Consider the following 14357-nt stretch of genomic DNA (forward strand, 5'->3'; position numbering starts at 1 on the left):
TCGACTTAGGCGAACAACACGCCCTGCAGGAAGGCGTTGTTCATGGTGAGGTTGCCGGCGAAGCCCATCAGCTGCACGAAGGCGTCCTGGTTGGTGTTCATGCGCTCGTCGCCGATCGGAGCCATGTCGCGGTCGCGGTGCGGGCGGTAAAACAGGTACTTGGTGTTCAGGAAGAACATCTGGTTGAGAGGCGCACCGCCGCCGAAGCCGCCGTCGAAGATCACGTCGGCGCCCATGTACTGCAGCGACTGGAAGCCGGCCATGCCCTTGTCCGCCGAGGTGATGCGCTGGATCGCCTGCAGCGATTCCCAGTAGAGGCGGAAGAAGTTGTTGTCGGCGACGACAAGATCAGGTGCATCGGGACCGCGAACACAGCTCATATAGAGCCGGTTCATGTACGACTGGATGTTTGCGGTCGATGCCGCGGCGCCGCCATCCGCCGAGGCCGAGAACTTCTGATTACGCCAGAAACCCCACGTCGCCCGGCTGATGCCGCCTACGGTGCCCGAGGTCGGCGTGGTTGAGATCAACAGCTGCAGGCCGCCGATCTGCTTACCGCCGTCCGCCGTGCCATCGGAATAGCAATCGAGGGCGATGTTGTTCTTCAGCGTGCTTTCGGCATTCTCGATGCGCTGCTCAAGCAGATCCAGAACGGCATCTTCGCCGGAATTCTGCAACTGTTCCAGACCGGACATCGAGACGGCAACGGCTGCCTGCTTGTAATCGTATTCGGCAGCGGTGATGACATCAGAGGGCTGGACGTTCAGGATCTCGTAGCCGGAATAGCGCTTGAAGGTGCTGTTTTCCTGGTATTGCAGTTCCTGGACGATGGTGCGGCCGCCCGAGACGGGCTTCTTGCGGCCGCGGCTGTTCAGACGAGAGAGAAGACCGTTGTTCTTCGTCACGTCGTCGGCGACCGTGCCGCTCCGGTTGCGCAGCGTGGTGGTCACGATTTCAGAGAGGTTGGGCGAAATGGGCATTGATCATGGTCCTTTGGTCAAACGCGACCATTCGCGGCGTGCAATGCGCTGCGGAGGGATTCGCGGATTGAAGTTGGTTGGCCGGCACCGGCGCCCTGGGTTGGCCCAGGCGCGGAAGAGCCGGAGATCGATCGCGAGGCGCGGCGGGCTTGATCTGCCGCTGCTGCCCTCTGGGAATTCTGGTCCTGGACTGTGTTCACCGTCGGCGCAGCCTGGCTGATCAGCTGCTGGCGAATATCAGGACGCATCCAACATGCCGCGTCGTAGGCGTCCTTTAGGCTCGATGCTCGCCCCGCGCTGATAAGGGCGACCATGTCGTCGAGAACTGCTTCGGCGTGCACATTCGCTGGGTCGGAAATGAAGGCATTGACCTGAGTTTCAGTGTCTCGCTTCCGAAGTACCTGTTCAACCGTGGCCTCGACATTGACGGGCTGAGGGCGCGGCTGTTGCTGGGCCTGCTGCGGCTGGCGCTGCAGGATCTGATCCGTCTGGCCATTGACGAGGGCGGAGAGGTTTACCCCTGCCATCTTGGCGACGTGAATAACGGTGTTGACCGGGTCGCGGATGAGCGACTGTTCCCAGTCGATCGCCTTGCGCATGACGTCGGCATGGGTGATGCCGGCGTTCTTCACAAGCGGCGTGAATTCCTCGAGGCCCTTATAGTCCTGAAGGACGCGGAAGCCGTTGTCGACCTCCTGCTCTCGCTTGGCGACGGCGGCCTGCACTTCCGGCGGCAGGGTTGCGAACTGCGCCTTTGCCTCAGGCGACCAGCCTGGGGGAACACGGTGCGTCGTTGCGGCCGGCTGCTGCTCTGCTGGCTGTGCTGCGGCAGGAGCCGCCGCCTGTGCGGCCGCCGGAGCGGCGTTGGCGGCTGCCGGTGCATCGCCGGGCTTCGGCGCTGCTGCGGCGGCCTGCTGTGCTGCTGGAGCGGTTACGCCCTTGTCCCCATCCTTCGGGGCGAAGCGTCCATGCTCATCGCGCTGTCGGTCACTGCCAACGGATGTCGTTGCCGTTTCGGTGCTGTCGAGCGCGGCTTTAAGGCTGTCGCGGATACTTAATGGCTTTTCGGTGGACGTGCCGAGGTCTTCGCTGCCGTTGCCGGCGTCGTTAATCAAGTCTTCCATGTTGGGTGGTTCCTATTTCGGGGATTGATGCCCGTTCAGGCGTTGTATTCGGCGTGAACGCGCCGCAGTTCGTCCCGGATCGCCTTGCGGTCCGTTTTCGGCTTCTCGATCGGCTGCGGCTTTTCGTTGCCGATCTCGACCACGCCGGCCGCCCGGTAGGCGGAGCGCAGCTTGGCTTTCGAGGTGTAATGCCTTCCGTCATGCATCGACTGGATATCGATGGCGTCGCTGATGAAATGAGGCGCCGGCAGATCCGACTGTGCAGGGTTCTGCACCGGCATGCAGTTGTACGGCCATTTGTCGAGTTGGTGCCAGCCGCCGCAGGTTCGGCAATAGCGCTCTCTCATGGCTCAACTGCCTCATAAGTGGCTTCGAAGATATCTGGCTTGCAGGGATAGAACTCGCCCTTCACGCCCTTGATGATCCAATCACCCGGTCGCGCTGTCATTTCGCCTTCGAGCGTGGGGATAACGGGATGGTCTGTCGTATGAAGCATCTCGTTATCGACGATCTCCTGCGACCGTCCGATAAACCGCAGGACTTCGAAGAAGTTGCTGCCATTGAACTGAAGGGCCTCGATCACAACCGGCTTCTTGCGAAACTTTGCCATTATGCCACCCCGACGAACGTCATCTTATTCTCGGAACAGTAGCGGCGGAAAGCAGCCTCATGCAGTTCGGTCTTCTTCATCTCGATCGCATGCCCGACCGTGCCGCCCTTCCACGAACCTTTGCGCCGCCCGGTCTCGCCGCTGAACTGGATATCAAGCGATCGACGAATCCGACGGCGCCGGAAGAGAGATAGCCATTTGAAGCAGCCGGTACCGAACCGCCATTCCATCTCTTCAAGATGTGTGGTGGCGGTCAATTCCTCTCCGTCGAAATCTTTGAAGGCGAAAACAGCCTTCGGCATAGCGTCCTCGAATTCACGCTGCACCTGCCAGGCGTTGCGGCGCGTCTCCATATCGGAGCTTTCCCAGTCGGTGCGAAGGTGCTCACCATCGAGCCCAAACCACGACTTGCGAACATAGCGCCACTGCGTCCACGGCAGAAAGTAGCCCTTTGTGCGGTCCGTGGTGCTGTCGCCGGTCGAGCGGCCAAGCTTAAACTGCAGGAAGCCTTCGCTGTACGAGAGGCCGAAGACACGCTCGTCCGTCTGCGTGTAGCCCTTCCGTCCGTCCTGCCGTGGCGTGGCCCAGTCTCGGTCACTCAGGTCAACCCACTCCGAATGGGGCCGGATGATCTGAGGCAGGCTGACGATGACTGTGAAGCCGTAGCAGCTGAACCGAAGGAAACAGCCGTCTTCGTCATCATCGACACTGCCCGAGCTGATGAGGAGTGCCAGGTGCTTGTAGCGGCGGTCACGGGCGAACAGGAACGGGCCGAAGTGGCGATCGTGGTCGCCCCATCTACGTGCATACATATGCGATTTCCTTTGGTTGACGAAAGAAAACAGGAAAAACGTTTACTGCTGATAGACGGGCTGCTGCGGTTGCTGGAACTGCTGCATCGCGCTCTTCGCCATGTCGGCGCGGGCCTGCTCCACCGTGGTCTGATGCTCGATCTGCGCCGTAGCAACCCCAAGCTTGGCCTTCGTCTCTTCGGCGCCTGCCTTCACCTGTGCCGTCTTCAGATTGATCATGTCCTGCGGCGTTGGCTCGGGAGGTTCCTTCGGAGCGGTCGCGGACTGCGAGAGTTGCGCGCCGACCTGCTCCAGTGTGTTTTCGAGCTGACGCCCTGCCCTGAAGCCGCGAGCGGCGAACAGCAATGTCTCGACCATGACAGGCACGAGCATCGGAGTCTGCTGCGCTATCGCCCCGGCCTGTTGCATGAAGCCTCCGACCATCTGGACGAATTCCATGCGGCGCTGCTTCTCAGCATCCTCGTCGGGCTCGATCGTCGAATCCGTCTCGATGTCGATCCGGAAGCCGCGCACGCTGTCATTGCGCAGCAGCTGCACGACTTCATCGATCGTCGGCTGCTCCATCATCTTCTGGATTTCAGGCGGCAACTGAGGCGGTTGCGGCGGCGGTGCGGGCTGGCCCATCTGCTGAGCGCGCTGCGCTGCCTGCTGGGCCATCATCTGCTGCTGTTGCATCTGCATCTGGACCTGCTGCTTCTGCGCTGCGGTCGGAAGCTGGATGCCGCTGACGAGCATCAGCGTTTCCGGCTGGAACTGGTCGCAGATGATCTCGCCGGCAAGGTTGACGATGTCGCGCGCAAACCGTGCCAACTCAGCCTGGCGATCACGGATGCGGATAGACCCCCATTGGCTTTTGATGCGCTGCGCCGTCGCCGTCTCCGAGGCTTGCGTGTCGCCCCGGACGATGTCGGAGATGCCGGTGATCTGGTAGACGTCCTCGACAAGCTGCTTGCGCACCTCGATGCAGGCAACGATGACCTTCTGTACCTGATCGATCGGCAGGGTGACGATGGCGTTCGAACCGCCCTTGTCGGTAAAGGCAGCCCATTCCGGGATCGGGACCATCACCGTGTCGTTGTCGGGTCGCATGGCCTTTTCGATCGCAGGCGATACCGAACCGTCACCCGATGGATAGAACACCTTCAGCCGGAGCTGATCTGTCAGCTTGTTGATGCGCTTGGTGAGAACGTCGATCTCGTCGCACTGGCCCTGGTAATAGACGTAATCCGGGACTGGAATTAGCGAGCTCGTCGACAAGGTACCGAATGCCGGACGTGGGCAAGGCCAGAAGCCATTGAGCTTCAGCGGCGGCTCGGATACCTCAAGCGCAACCGGCGCGCCTTCCGCGATCCAGACGGTGTAGTTTTCGCTCTTGCACCAGATTTCAATAACGTTGATCTTGCCCTCGTTCTGAGCGCGTTCGGTCTGGTTTGCACCTTGTCGGGAGCCCTGACCATCGGCATTCAGGCTGGTCCGCCCTTCCGGAAACCGCTTGTCAAACTCCTCATCTGTCATCGGGACGCGGCGCGCCACCCAGGTGACATCTTTCCAGCGCCGCGCTGGCGAGTGCAGGAAATCCGACCAGTGCACGTAGTCGACGCACACACGTTCGTCGGTGATCTGCTCAGGAGCAGGCCCACCATTATCGCCCATGCCGCCACTTAGAAACCCTTCTTCCGCTGGCGGATCGGAAGGCTCGACGCCCATGTCGAGCGGTTCGAAATCGGCTTCGTAGCGCAGCCACACTGTGCCGCGGGCGCAGAGCAGGAAGTCGTCCCGTACTGCCCGCATGACGGAATCGAGATCGGCATCGTCCGCAGTGAAGGCAAGGTTGCGCTCCACAAGCTCGGACGCCATCCGCGCCACCGGCTGAGCGTCCTTGAAGCGGCGCTCGACGACCGGCTGCGGCACCCGGGCATAGACGGCCGGCTGCAATACCGAAGTGTTCGCCCACAGCATGGGGAACTTTCGCTTGGCACTGCTGTTGCTGGTGCTGTCCTGCCCGGACTGCTGCAGGTAGATCTTCTCAATCTTCGTGCAGCGATCGATCCAGGATTTGAAATAGCGCTCAGCGCGTTCAAGTTCGCCCTGCCACTTCTGTCCGACCTTCGCGAGATCCCACGGGTCGTCAGCCTCCAGCGATGCCAGCCCTGTCGTGCTATTCATCAAACGCGCTCGCTATCAAATGTCGGTGTGGAGTTGACGAAGTCGTTGAAGGTCATGGTCTGGAACGTCGGCAGCCGCTTTGGTTCTGGCTTCAATGGTTCGGCCGCCAGGCCGGTGAAGATGATAGCGAGGCCGCCGAAAGCGTCGGCGCCGTGCGAAGCCCAGTTGTGCAGCGGCTCATCTCGGAACACGCCAAGATCCTCGTCCCACTCTTTCCGGTAGTTCCTCAGGCACTTGACGCCCTGAGCGCACCCCGCCTGGTCGAACTCGACCTTGCCCAGGATCCGCCGCGTACCGTTGATCCGGTCGTGGACATAGGCGCGCTCAACCTTGCGAACCGTGCCGAGGTTTCGAGCCTTGACGTCCTTCAGCATGATCTCGATGCGGGTCATGCCCCCTCTGGTCCATTCCCGCACCTTGATATCGTGCGGCATGTTGTGGACGCCGTAGACATAGCCGTGCTCTTCAGCGCGGCGCTCCAGCTCGTCGAGCATGCCGTCCATGCCGGTGCCGGTGTGCTCGAAATAGCCGATCATCCGCACGCGGCTTGGGAGCACCTGGAACAGCCAGACGCTATTCGTGTCATCCATGCCGATGTCGGATATCGTGTGGACTGGATAGCCAGGCACATGCGGGAAGATGCCAATCCGTTCTTCAGCGTCGGCGACGGCCATCTGATCGGCGTAGTAGGCACCCTCGACGCTCGCCTCGAACGCTTCCGCCGGTGACGACGGATATTCGCGTTTCATGTCCCCGAGCTGCGTTTCCGCTTTCTTTACGTACCAGGCCTTTTGGCCGTCCGTCAGTTCGATGCCCTGATCAGCCAAGGAGCGGAAGTACTTCGCGAACGCTGCAGTGATGATGACGCCCTCGGGCGCGATCGAATACAGTGGCTCTTTCCACCATGGAAAGAAATGGAACTTGAAATCCAAAGACGTCAGCGACGAGACCTGGCGCTGCTTGATCTGAGCATCTTCGCACAGATTGTAGAAATGACCTTCCTGCCCCTCGGCAGTGCTTTCGATAAACACCAGTTGGCCGGCCTGCACGGTGTTGAGCGCGCCGGTTCTGACTTCCCTCGCCTTCTCCGGATACTTCGCGCAGAGCTTTCCGTATTCCGAGATATGCAGGTACTGCAGCGTGCCCGATCGGAGAGACGTGCCGACGCGGATGCTCGAATTGTTTGCGAGCAGCAGTTCCGTCTGGTTGTCCCTTATGATCGGGACGGCATTCCGAATGCCCTCGGGCAAGTTATCGTAAGGGTATTTCACCTTGTCCCGGAAGATGGTCTGAGCGTCGCCCAGGGTGTGCGCGATGGTGCCGGCGCGGATATCCCGGTTGAATACGCAGGCATCGAGCATGAAGATCTGAATGAACGTGGTCAGCCCGAGCTGGCGAGCTTTCAGCAGCACGTTGAGATAGTGCATCTGCTCAAAGAAGGTCATCTGAGCCCAGTTCATTTCGAACCGCACTCGTTTGCCTTCCTTGTCCGTGATCCAATAGAGATTATTAAGACGCCAGCGCCAGTCCGAGAACTGATCAACCGCCGTTTGGAAGTCCGCGGGTTTTGCCATTGATAGCTTCCAGCAGCTGCGACACCTCGCCGGTCACGCCGTGTTCAAGCTTCCCAGCGAGTTCGCGGCGGTTTGTGTAGACACCTCCAGATTCCTCCGCAGCCTGCTTCAACAACGATGAGGCGAGGACCAAGTTGCCCCGGTCTTCAGCCTTGTCGGCCATGCGCTGCAGAGCGCGGAGACGGACGGCACGATGGCTGATCGCGATCTTGCTCGTATCTTCCAGAAACGTCTTCCGCGTCTCCTCGAACAGAGACTTCCAGCGGACGGCCAGATTACGCCCAGCCCTCTTATTCGGGTCATAGGCCTCGATCGACTGCGGCGTTAACGTGATGCCCAAGTCCCTCTTGATCGCCGCAGCGACGACAGAGGGAGTGTCAAAGCATGCAAGCGCCTGCACGACATAGGTTTGCTGTTCAACCGTGAGCTTCGATTTTGGCATGGTTTATCAGGAAGCCATCAGGTCTAAGCGACACGCAGATTGCATGTGCCGCATGCATGGTCGATGAAAGCGCGGGCGACCGCTGGCGGCCGGCGGGCTGCATCCACCAATTCCCGAACACCGGACGCATCCGCCCCATACCGGCGGACGACACCAATGAACTGTTCTACGTCGTGCCCTTGGATGGTGAAGACCGGAAGGCCGGTCATCTTGTTAAACTTGGGCGCGCCGAATGCATCGCGCTCTTGGGCAGCATGATACAACTCGTGTTCCAGGAGCGCCAAGAACTCAGCGTCACCGCAGTGTCGGCAGTACTCCGCATCGAGTGTGATGATGAAATCCGGAACTGTCCCAAACCATTCGATCACCTGAAGCTCCGCGCGAGCACGGGACCATTTGCCCATGGCGCCCTGAGGCTTTCCGATCTCACACTGACCTACGACACGCTTGCCTTTGCGGCTGTTCTCAACGGCTGTCCAGAGATACCCAATCTCCGCGTGGGCCAGATGTTCGTGGTCTGGGTTGAACACCGGCGACGCTTCATCGAGGAAGGTTGCCTCTATCCATTCTGCCAGATCGGGCGCCGGAACGAACGCGCCCAGCCGTTCAACGTCGAACAGGTTTGAGGGCGGCTGCGGCCTTGGTGATCTTGATGCTGTCATTGTCTCCTGCCTTCTGATCGGCTGGATGGGTGGTGATGAAGATGGGCTGCGATACCTTGCCGGCGCTGTGCAGCGTTGGGATTTCGTTCAGCGGGATGTTCTTCGCGGAGGCCAACGAGGCCGACATGTCACATCACCTCGCGTTCGAGGCGGTTGAGCTGGCCCTGGGCGTTGCGGATCATGTCGACGGTCCGTCCTGCATCTTGGCGAAGGCCGCTGAGTATGGAGACAGCCTTTCCTTGATCGGTCTGGCCAACAGGCTGAGGAGTGGCACCACACAGGCGGTTGACCATGTCCTCGACGCGGATCGCCAGGCTTCTGGCCTCTTCGAGAGCGTAAGACGCGGCGTTGATTGCGCTCGGCTCGTCGAGGGCTATTCCTTGGACGGCTTGTCCAAGGTAATTTCCTGCTGTGGTTGTGGCATTGTACATGGTCATTCTCCGTTTGATTGGGGGCGGTGGGGCCTGAGCATTTCTCGGCTGCTGAGAAAAGATTGCTTCTCAGCATCTTTTGACAAAGATGCAATTGTGAGTTTCATTGATGTAAGTTGTGGGGACTTCAATGAACAAGCTGCTCATTTCCTGCGTGACGGCGGTCGCTCTGTCGGGGTGCGCCGATTACATGAACCATCGGGACACGATCACCTTCGGGGCCGGGAACGCGATGGAAGCGAACAAGGCGATCCACATCGCCCAACCGTTCAACCCGCAATCTCAGAATACGAGGATCTATGCCGATGGCCGGCGCATAGGCAGCGTCATGAAGGAATACAACGGCGGCGGTCCGGCCCAAGGCGGTCAGCAGCCATATTCCGGAAACTGCCCAACCGAAGAGGATACTGCTGCCGACGGGTCGAGATGCGGCGGCAGGGCCGCATCGGTGCAATAGTCGCTCTGATCGAGCCGACGAGAAAACCCGCAACAGCGAACCGGGCGGGTGGTGAAGCGGACTTCCGCAACGTCGATTTTTCTGCAAGATCTCGTTTCAACCAAGGGACCAAATCGACATGAGCGACAAGATGAGTCTCGTCCACTACTTGAGGGACGATCGTGCTGAGGCGACCATTGAGCTTCACCAGAATGGGGTGCGGAGAGTTCCCTTTAACGCTTAGCTAGAAGCATGGAGTTGAACATGGAAACGCATAGATTTGAGACAGCGGCAGATTTCAAGAAATGGGCCAAGAACGCCTGCAAGTTCAAGCTTCAGCGGTATGATCGTATTCCAATCGGCAAGCAGACGTGGACCTACGGCGACGGCCATGTGGTTGAGACTGAATACGGGGAAAAGGGCGGCAACCTGCTCGTCAACCTCGGGTACATTCTGGCAGCACTCGATGGCAAACTTAAGAGCCCTGGCGATGTCCAGAAAATTGAGGACATTGACGCCCGAGGCGGCCTTGCCTTCGCGATAAATTTTGGCGACTAAATTGCGTCCCTAGCAGCTATGCCGTTCACCTTGACTGCCCACTCTTACTTCACTGAAATCGCCGGGCTACCCTCCCGGCTGGCCGACGGGCTCGGCGTCGTGTCACCCTTCTCGGCAACCGGAACAACGCTTCGCTATCGCTTGATATTCGGAGCGCGTCGGCTTCCCCTGGTATAAAGTGGGCCTCAGGGTTCCGGCTGGTCTCCGGCAGCAAGCCTGGATTTTGGATGCAGTCCTCCCTACGCGGCGGCTAGCGCCAAATTAAGGGACCGGCAGATTGCACAGCGCTTGGCATGTGGATCGCAACAGGCGTCCCGGAGAACTGCAGGATATCTATACTGCTTCGCGATATTCATCAAGGTTCGTGTCGTCTTCCAAGCCATCCAGCAGCTCCATTATCCCCAGGACATGGGCCTTCAGCTTTTCGTTCAGTTGGTCGAGCGTGTTTTCGGCGTGATAGCGCAGCGATACCGTGCGGCCTCGGCCACGAGGCAAAAGGCGACCGAGCTGAGTATTCAGATGCTTGCGGCGCTTATGCCGAGCCTCTTCAGTCGCGCTGGCCTTGGCAAAGCGATAAGCCTGCTGTTTGTCGAAACCCGATAGCATAAGCGCCTGCATGTCCGCCTCAGTGAAGGCGATCGGCCCACCGTCGCGGCCCACGGAAACTATACCCCCGACGCCGTCAACCTGACGAACTCTGTCAAAGCCGTCGCCGGGATCGCGGCGGATGAATGCATACCCGACCAGGAGTGGCAGTCGGCGCTCGAAAAGCTTCCGGCTACGGTGCTTGCGGATCTCCTTCCAGAACGCTGGCATGAAGACGTCGATGCCCTCGTTGCGGAGATTGCGCTCGATGATGCTCTCGCCCCGCCGGTCTTCGGGTGCCCCCTCGATCGCCTTCGCCATACGCTGATAGCCGGGCGCTACGCGGATCGCATACCAGCGGACGGCCGGGTCGCCGATCGGGTCGTTGATGAGGATCGAGCGACGATACGAGTGTGACTGCGGGTTGGTACCGAAGTGGACGATTTCCCTCGCCGGCAGGATCTCGTAAGGCGGCCTTACGCACGCTTGCGCCGTTGATACCGCGGCGGGTTGAGATTGGAATATCTGGTCACCCCAGGCCTTCTTTCCGCCCTTTCCGTCGGAAACCGCAACGACGAAACCAAATCGAACACCACGGCCCCAGCTGTCGACGTTCTCGAATTCGAACGGTTGGCCGGAAATATTAATTTTCTCGTTCATGCGGCCCTCTTCTTGATCAGATTGCGGCGCTCCGGCGTCACGTGGACGTAGGATGGGCGCCAGTTGATTGGCTGGGCGAAGTGAATTTTCCGCTCGGGAATGATCTGGTACCAAGTGCCGTCGGCATCGAGAAAGAACTGCAGGCCAGAAGCGGGGTAGTGCCCCATCATGTCGTCGAACAGCAGGTCGCAGATGAGGCCGGTTCCGCGCGGTGCGGTGTTCATCGGCCTCCATGGGTTCTCCCGGTCGTGGGCTTCACGCTCTTGCCGTTCCTTGATGGTCATGCGGCGTCTGTTAGATCGCGGAGGCTGCCTTGGAAATCTTGGACCGGCTGACGAGCGGTGCGGAGCGCCTCCTTGCGATCGCGCCAGCCGATGAATTCGCCGCAACTCGTGGGTCTTACTCCTTCAGCCATGAATATGGGCCTTTCCCGACTGATGTTGGCGCTTGAATTCACGGTGCAGTTCTCGAATGCGAACCCTCTGGCGTTCGTTCTCCTCCACCGAAACCTTGGGAGGCTTACTCGCTTCCTCGATCGCATTTCGTTTGGCGCGCAGCCTGGCGATATCCTCGACGATGAGGCGGCATTCGGCCCGAGCCATATGCGCTAGCTTGGCCGGCACTGGCATAAACTCGCTCGAAATATCCGGGTATTCCCCGCGCTTCAGTTTCGTGACCACGGCAATGAGGCCATGGCGCGGAACGCTTCCGAGGGCGATTGTGTATTCCCTGAGAAAATCTTCGGCGGCCACCCCTTTGGGGACAAGCATGCCGCCAGCCTTGAGGCTATGAAGGCATTCAGCGATGAACTCAGGCCTCGCCGGCTGCAGGCGTTCAGCCAGCGCGGTAATCTCTTGGTCCAAGGTCGAAAGTGCTACCGGTAAATTCGTCATTTCTGGATCTTCCTGTGGCCTCGTCTAGCACCCTTTGGACATCATCCTGGTGCTGCATGAACTCGCTTTTCGGCTTGTTGGGCGGCGCTTGCGGCTGGTGCCGTGATGCCGATCGGTTTTCCATCCACTCGATTTCGAACCCCTGCCAGCCGTTGGCGATCATCGCATCCGCCGCGGCATTGGCATCCGGGCACCGGCGGAACTTTCCAGCCAGAAGCTTGGCGGCATGAGCCGTGAGCGGCTTGCGGATTTTTTGCCGATGCTGGATCACTGCATCGGCACGGTCCGCGTCGAGAACAGCTTCGAGCTCGGATTTTGGCGTGGGGGAAGAGCCCCCTTTAGGGGGCGAAGGGGGTATGGATTGAAGGGGTTTAGGAGAAGGGGGTGTGGGGGAAGAACCTTTCGGGGAAGAAAGGTTTAGATCCTCCGCGGAATCCGCAGATTCCGCGGAATTCCGCAGACGTTTCCGATCGCGATCCTTGGCGCGGCGGCGTGCTGCCTGCTCATCAACGATCTTGACTGGCTCGCGTTCCGACAGAGCCGCGGCGGTCCTGCCAATTAGGTCAGGATCCACCCCAGCACGAACCATGTCCGCTATGAGATCGGCAACCGCACTCATCCGGGCTAGCCCCGCCCTTCCGGTGTTGCTGCGGCCAGAGCTAGTTGTTTGAATTCCAGCAGGTCGAACCGAGGAGTATCCCCACGCTTGTTTGTCAGGATCAATTTTGCCTGAGCGGCAGCATGGAAAACGCTCGATCGGATCCGCACGGCGCCGTATTGGTCGCGACCAGGCAGTTGCCATTCAGACAACTCTCCTGCAGCTACAAGCTCACCGAGCGCCTGCATGCGGAACATGATGGCGGTCGCAACCAACGGGGAAACATCGCGTCCCGACAGGGCATGGAATACTATCCACATGGGATCGTCGACGGTACCGCCTCCAGCAGTTCGAACGCTCTCGTCGAGTGCGTCTGCGATTTCTTCGAGCATTTCAGGCTCGACCTTTGTGCTTGCTATGCTCCGCAGAAACTTGGTGGTCATTCCCCGCTCCCTGAAATATTGGCAGCAATGTCGACGCCCCGTTCGCTCCAAAGTCGATACTCAAGAGCCAAGGCACAAGCATCAGCCGCTTGTGGGGGTGCCAGTCGGAAGCGTTCGATGATGGCGGGGATAAAATGAACAAAGTCCGCGACAGGCACAGGCGCGCCATCGTCGAGCAAGCGCTGTGACAACCAAGCGCCGGCACGCTCTTCGATCGAAAAGGCTGGAGCTTCATGCTTCATCCGAAAGCCCTCCTGAGGATCCGCATCCGTCCCGCCAGATCATGGGCCTCGCGCGCATGCACGTGCGCGAGGCCGAAACGGCTCTGGAGTTCGATCGTGATCGAGTGCTGTGGCCTACCCTGGTCGGCAAGCCACTGGGCGGCGCGGACGATCGCTGGGTCGCGGCTCTCGCGCGGATGGCGCGCGACGCGCACAAGCATCTGAAGGGCAGTGAGTGCTTGTCCTACCATTCGTTACGCTCCCATCGCTTCACGAAGCATAGGCTCGTTCGTGACCTTGATGTTCGCGACGACGAAGCCGAGAACCATTTCATTGAATTTCTCGAGGGTGAAGTAGGAGTATCCGTGATCGGCTCCACGATGATAACACGGGTTATCCAGTCGCATCCGGATAGGCGTCTCGCGCCGGTCGGAACGGTCGGCGCGGTAGAGCGTGCCTCCGAAGCCCCGATCAACAAGGTAGACGCCGTCGCAATGGTATCGGTCAACAGGCAGGATCATAACGTAGTCGCGCAAACCGCAGAGATCGGGAGCCATGCCGTCGCCGTCGACCATGCGAATGCGCAGGCGATCGGACATGATGGTTTCGGCCGGGATCGCCGATGCAAGGAAATTGCTCATGCCATTGCCCTCGCGATCGAGGTTAGGGCGGCATGCAACGTGTCGGCATCATCGCGCAGATAGGTCTCCTCCGAGTCCTTCAACTTGTGCAGTATCCACTGCGCTTTGCGGCTGGCTTCCTCCAGGGTCGTCGGCACAAAGTTGAGAACTTCACGCTCGATGGATTTGACCGCGCTTGAAGATTCATTGATGCGGCGCTCGGCATCAGTAAGTCCGCAAGCGTCTTTGATCCGCCTCGTCTCTTCACTGATTTGCGTGAGCTTCGGGGCGCTCGTCATGGCATCACATTCGACGATATTCGAGAAATGATCCCACTCGACGCAATCGAAATCCCAAGCGGCGCGGTGGCGTTCAAAGAGAATCCCGAGCGAATCAACCGCGGGGAAGCCGCCGGTGAGAGCCTCCTTCGAGGCTTCGTGGTGTTCGAGTTGGGGGAGTTTACCATTTGCGGTGATTGCGGCTGATGGCACTGGAATTTCCACCGCCTTGCTGATATTTACTTTGCTGTTCATTTTCGTTTC

General features: G+C 59.6%; 22 protein-coding genes. 2 read left to right on the forward strand and 20 right to left on the reverse strand.

What is annotated here, in order from left to right; translation table 11 throughout:
• Positions 1–5: 5 nt before the first annotated feature.
• The 11 genes from FHX10_RS22270 to FHX10_RS22320 are packed head-to-tail and all read right to left on the reverse strand — an operon-like array spanning position 6 to position 8801.
• Positions 6–980: a phage major capsid protein gene (locus FHX10_RS22270; protein ID WP_184390291.1), complete on the reverse strand. Its 975-nt coding sequence runs from the start codon at positions 978–980 to the stop codon at positions 6–8.
• Between the two features lie 17 nt (positions 981–997).
• Complete coding sequence (locus FHX10_RS22275) at positions 998–2104, reverse strand: hypothetical protein (RefSeq protein WP_184390294.1); 1107 nt, start codon at positions 2102–2104, stop codon at positions 998–1000.
• A gap of 35 nt (positions 2105–2139) precedes the next feature.
• Positions 2140–2451: a hypothetical protein gene (locus FHX10_RS22280; protein ID WP_184390297.1), complete on the reverse strand. Its 312-nt coding sequence runs from the start codon at positions 2449–2451 to the stop codon at positions 2140–2142.
• On the reverse strand, positions 2448–2714 hold the full coding sequence (locus FHX10_RS22285) for a hypothetical protein (RefSeq protein WP_184390299.1): 267 nt from the start codon (positions 2712–2714) through the stop codon (positions 2448–2450). The genes FHX10_RS22280 and FHX10_RS22285 overlap by 4 nt, the downstream gene beginning before the upstream one ends.
• Complete coding sequence (locus FHX10_RS22290; protein ID WP_184390301.1) at positions 2714–3526, reverse strand: hypothetical protein; 813 nt, start codon at positions 3524–3526, stop codon at positions 2714–2716. Before FHX10_RS22290 ends, FHX10_RS22285 begins: the two co-directional genes overlap by 1 nt.
• A gap of 42 nt (positions 3527–3568) precedes the next feature.
• Complete coding sequence (locus FHX10_RS22295; protein ID WP_184390302.1) at positions 3569–5692, reverse strand: hypothetical protein; 2124 nt, start codon at positions 5690–5692, stop codon at positions 3569–3571.
• Positions 5692–7266, reverse strand: a complete 1575-nt coding sequence (locus tag FHX10_RS22300) for a terminase (protein ID WP_184390304.1) — start codon at positions 7264–7266, stop codon at positions 5692–5694. Before FHX10_RS22300 ends, FHX10_RS22295 begins: the two co-directional genes overlap by 1 nt.
• Positions 7232–7708: a DUF2280 domain-containing protein gene (locus FHX10_RS22305; RefSeq protein ID WP_184390306.1), complete on the reverse strand. Its 477-nt coding sequence runs from the start codon at positions 7706–7708 to the stop codon at positions 7232–7234. The genes FHX10_RS22300 and FHX10_RS22305 overlap by 35 nt, the downstream gene beginning before the upstream one ends.
• A 23-nt stretch (positions 7709–7731) precedes the next feature.
• Entirely contained in the window at positions 7732–8370 is a 639-nt protein-coding gene (locus tag FHX10_RS35230) for a putative metallopeptidase (protein ID WP_246781251.1), read from the reverse strand.
• Entirely contained in the window at positions 8315–8497 is a 183-nt protein-coding gene (locus tag FHX10_RS22315) for a hypothetical protein (RefSeq protein ID WP_184390416.1), read from the reverse strand. Before FHX10_RS22315 ends, FHX10_RS35230 begins: the two co-directional genes overlap by 56 nt.
• 1 nt (position 8498) lies before the next feature.
• Positions 8499–8801 carry a hypothetical protein gene (locus FHX10_RS22320; RefSeq protein WP_184390310.1) on the reverse strand — a complete coding sequence of 101 codons (303 nt, stop codon included), beginning with the start codon at positions 8799–8801 and terminating at the stop codon, positions 8499–8501.
• Between the two features lie 130 nt (positions 8802–8931).
• Between FHX10_RS22320 and FHX10_RS35235 the strand changes: the two genes are divergently transcribed.
• Positions 8932–9258, forward strand: a complete 327-nt coding sequence (locus FHX10_RS35235; RefSeq protein ID WP_246781252.1) for a hypothetical protein — start codon at positions 8932–8934, stop codon at positions 9256–9258.
• Positions 9259–9501: 243 nt separating this feature from the next.
• Positions 9502–9795, forward strand: coding sequence for a hypothetical protein (locus tag FHX10_RS22330; protein ID WP_184390312.1), 294 nt, complete (start codon positions 9502–9504; stop codon positions 9793–9795).
• Between the two features lie 333 nt (positions 9796–10128).
• On the opposite strand, the gene FHX10_RS22335 is transcribed toward FHX10_RS22330, so the two are convergent.
• The 9 genes from FHX10_RS22335 to FHX10_RS22375 form a co-directional block, all read right to left on the reverse strand.
• Positions 10129–11040: a transcription termination/antitermination NusG family protein gene (locus FHX10_RS22335; protein WP_184390314.1), complete on the reverse strand. Its 912-nt coding sequence runs from the start codon at positions 11038–11040 to the stop codon at positions 10129–10131.
• Entirely contained in the window at positions 11037–11324 is a 288-nt protein-coding gene (locus FHX10_RS22340) for a hypothetical protein (RefSeq protein ID WP_184390317.1), read from the reverse strand. The genes FHX10_RS22335 and FHX10_RS22340 overlap by 4 nt, the downstream gene beginning before the upstream one ends.
• Positions 11325–11447: 123 nt before the next feature.
• Entirely contained in the window at positions 11448–11933 is a 486-nt protein-coding gene (locus FHX10_RS22345; protein WP_184390319.1) for a hypothetical protein, read from the reverse strand.
• Positions 11875–12552 (reverse strand): hypothetical protein, encoded by a 678-nt coding sequence (locus FHX10_RS22350; RefSeq protein ID WP_184390323.1) that lies wholly within the window; start codon positions 12550–12552, stop codon positions 11875–11877. The genes FHX10_RS22345 and FHX10_RS22350 overlap by 59 nt, the downstream gene beginning before the upstream one ends.
• Before the next feature lie 5 nt (positions 12553–12557).
• Positions 12558–12974 carry a hypothetical protein gene (locus FHX10_RS22355; protein ID WP_184390326.1) on the reverse strand — a complete coding sequence of 139 codons (417 nt, stop codon included), beginning with the start codon at positions 12972–12974 and terminating at the stop codon, positions 12558–12560.
• Positions 12971–13216 (reverse strand): hypothetical protein, encoded by a 246-nt coding sequence (locus tag FHX10_RS22360; protein WP_184390329.1) that lies wholly within the window; start codon positions 13214–13216, stop codon positions 12971–12973. Before FHX10_RS22360 ends, FHX10_RS22355 begins: the two co-directional genes overlap by 4 nt.
• Complete coding sequence (locus FHX10_RS22365; RefSeq protein ID WP_184390332.1) at positions 13213–13446, reverse strand: hypothetical protein; 234 nt, start codon at positions 13444–13446, stop codon at positions 13213–13215. The genes FHX10_RS22360 and FHX10_RS22365 overlap by 4 nt, the downstream gene beginning before the upstream one ends.
• Before the next feature lie 3 nt (positions 13447–13449).
• The gene (locus tag FHX10_RS22370; RefSeq protein WP_184390335.1) at positions 13450–13836 is read right to left on the reverse strand and encodes a hypothetical protein; all 387 of its coding nucleotides are present in this window, start codon (positions 13834–13836) and stop codon (positions 13450–13452) included.
• A complete protein-coding gene (locus FHX10_RS22375; protein WP_184390337.1) occupies positions 13833–14348 on the reverse strand; it encodes a hypothetical protein in 516 nt (171 codons plus the stop codon). Before FHX10_RS22375 ends, FHX10_RS22370 begins: the two co-directional genes overlap by 4 nt.
• Between the last annotated feature and the right edge of the window lie 9 nt (positions 14349–14357).

The sequence above is a fragment of the Rhizobium sp. BK591 genome (assembly GCF_014195045.1).
Classification (GTDB): domain Bacteria; phylum Pseudomonadota; class Alphaproteobacteria; order Rhizobiales; family Rhizobiaceae; genus Rhizobium; species Rhizobium anhuiense.

Bases quoted from the DNA above. Each gene is read 5' to 3' on its own strand.
- FHX10_RS22270 (WP_184390291.1), bottom strand. From the start codon at position 980: ATGCCCATTTCGCCCAACCTCTCTGAAATCGTGACCACCACGCTGCGC.
- FHX10_RS22275 (WP_184390294.1), bottom strand. From the start codon at position 2,104: ATGGAAGACTTGATTAACGACGCCGGCAACGGCAGCGAAGACCTCGGC.
- FHX10_RS22280 (WP_184390297.1), bottom strand. From the start codon at position 2,451: ATGAGAGAGCGCTATTGCCGAACCTGCGGCGGCTGGCACCAACTCGAC.
- FHX10_RS22285 (WP_184390299.1), bottom strand. From the start codon at position 2,714: ATGGCAAAGTTTCGCAAGAAGCCGGTTGTGATCGAGGCCCTTCAGTTC.
- FHX10_RS22290 (WP_184390301.1), bottom strand. From the start codon at position 3,526: ATGTATGCACGTAGATGGGGCGACCACGATCGCCACTTCGGCCCGTTC.
- FHX10_RS22295 (WP_184390302.1), bottom strand. From the start codon at position 5,692: ATGAATAGCACGACAGGGCTGGCATCGCTGGAGGCTGACGACCCGTGG.
- FHX10_RS22300 (WP_184390304.1), bottom strand. From the start codon at position 7,266: ATGGCAAAACCCGCGGACTTCCAAACGGCGGTTGATCAGTTCTCGGAC.
- FHX10_RS22305 (WP_184390306.1), bottom strand. From the start codon at position 7,708: ATGCCAAAATCGAAGCTCACGGTTGAACAGCAAACCTATGTCGTGCAG.
- FHX10_RS35230 (WP_246781251.1), bottom strand. From the start codon at position 8,370: ATGACAGCATCAAGATCACCAAGGCCGCAGCCGCCCTCAAACCTGTTC.
- FHX10_RS22315 (WP_184390416.1), bottom strand. From the start codon at position 8,497: ATGTCGGCCTCGTTGGCCTCCGCGAAGAACATCCCGCTGAACGAAATC.
- FHX10_RS22320 (WP_184390310.1), bottom strand. From the start codon at position 8,801: ATGTACAATGCCACAACCACAGCAGGAAATTACCTTGGACAAGCCGTC.
- FHX10_RS35235 (WP_246781252.1), top strand. From the start codon at position 8,932: ATGAACAAGCTGCTCATTTCCTGCGTGACGGCGGTCGCTCTGTCGGGG.
- FHX10_RS22330 (WP_184390312.1), top strand. From the start codon at position 9,502: ATGGAAACGCATAGATTTGAGACAGCGGCAGATTTCAAGAAATGGGCC.
- FHX10_RS22335 (WP_184390314.1), bottom strand. From the start codon at position 11,040: ATGAACGAGAAAATTAATATTTCCGGCCAACCGTTCGAATTCGAGAAC.
- FHX10_RS22340 (WP_184390317.1), bottom strand. From the start codon at position 11,324: ATGACCATCAAGGAACGGCAAGAGCGTGAAGCCCACGACCGGGAGAAC.
- FHX10_RS22345 (WP_184390319.1), bottom strand. From the start codon at position 11,933: ATGACGAATTTACCGGTAGCACTTTCGACCTTGGACCAAGAGATTACC.
- FHX10_RS22350 (WP_184390323.1), bottom strand. From the start codon at position 12,552: ATGAGTGCGGTTGCCGATCTCATAGCGGACATGGTTCGTGCTGGGGTG.
- FHX10_RS22355 (WP_184390326.1), bottom strand. From the start codon at position 12,974: ATGACCACCAAGTTTCTGCGGAGCATAGCAAGCACAAAGGTCGAGCCT.
- FHX10_RS22360 (WP_184390329.1), bottom strand. From the start codon at position 13,216: ATGAAGCATGAAGCTCCAGCCTTTTCGATCGAAGAGCGTGCCGGCGCT.
- FHX10_RS22365 (WP_184390332.1), bottom strand. From the start codon at position 13,446: ATGGTAGGACAAGCACTCACTGCCCTTCAGATGCTTGTGCGCGTCGCG.
- FHX10_RS22370 (WP_184390335.1), bottom strand. From the start codon at position 13,836: ATGAGCAATTTCCTTGCATCGGCGATCCCGGCCGAAACCATCATGTCC.
- FHX10_RS22375 (WP_184390337.1), bottom strand. From the start codon at position 14,348: ATGAACAGCAAAGTAAATATCAGCAAGGCGGTGGAAATTCCAGTGCCA.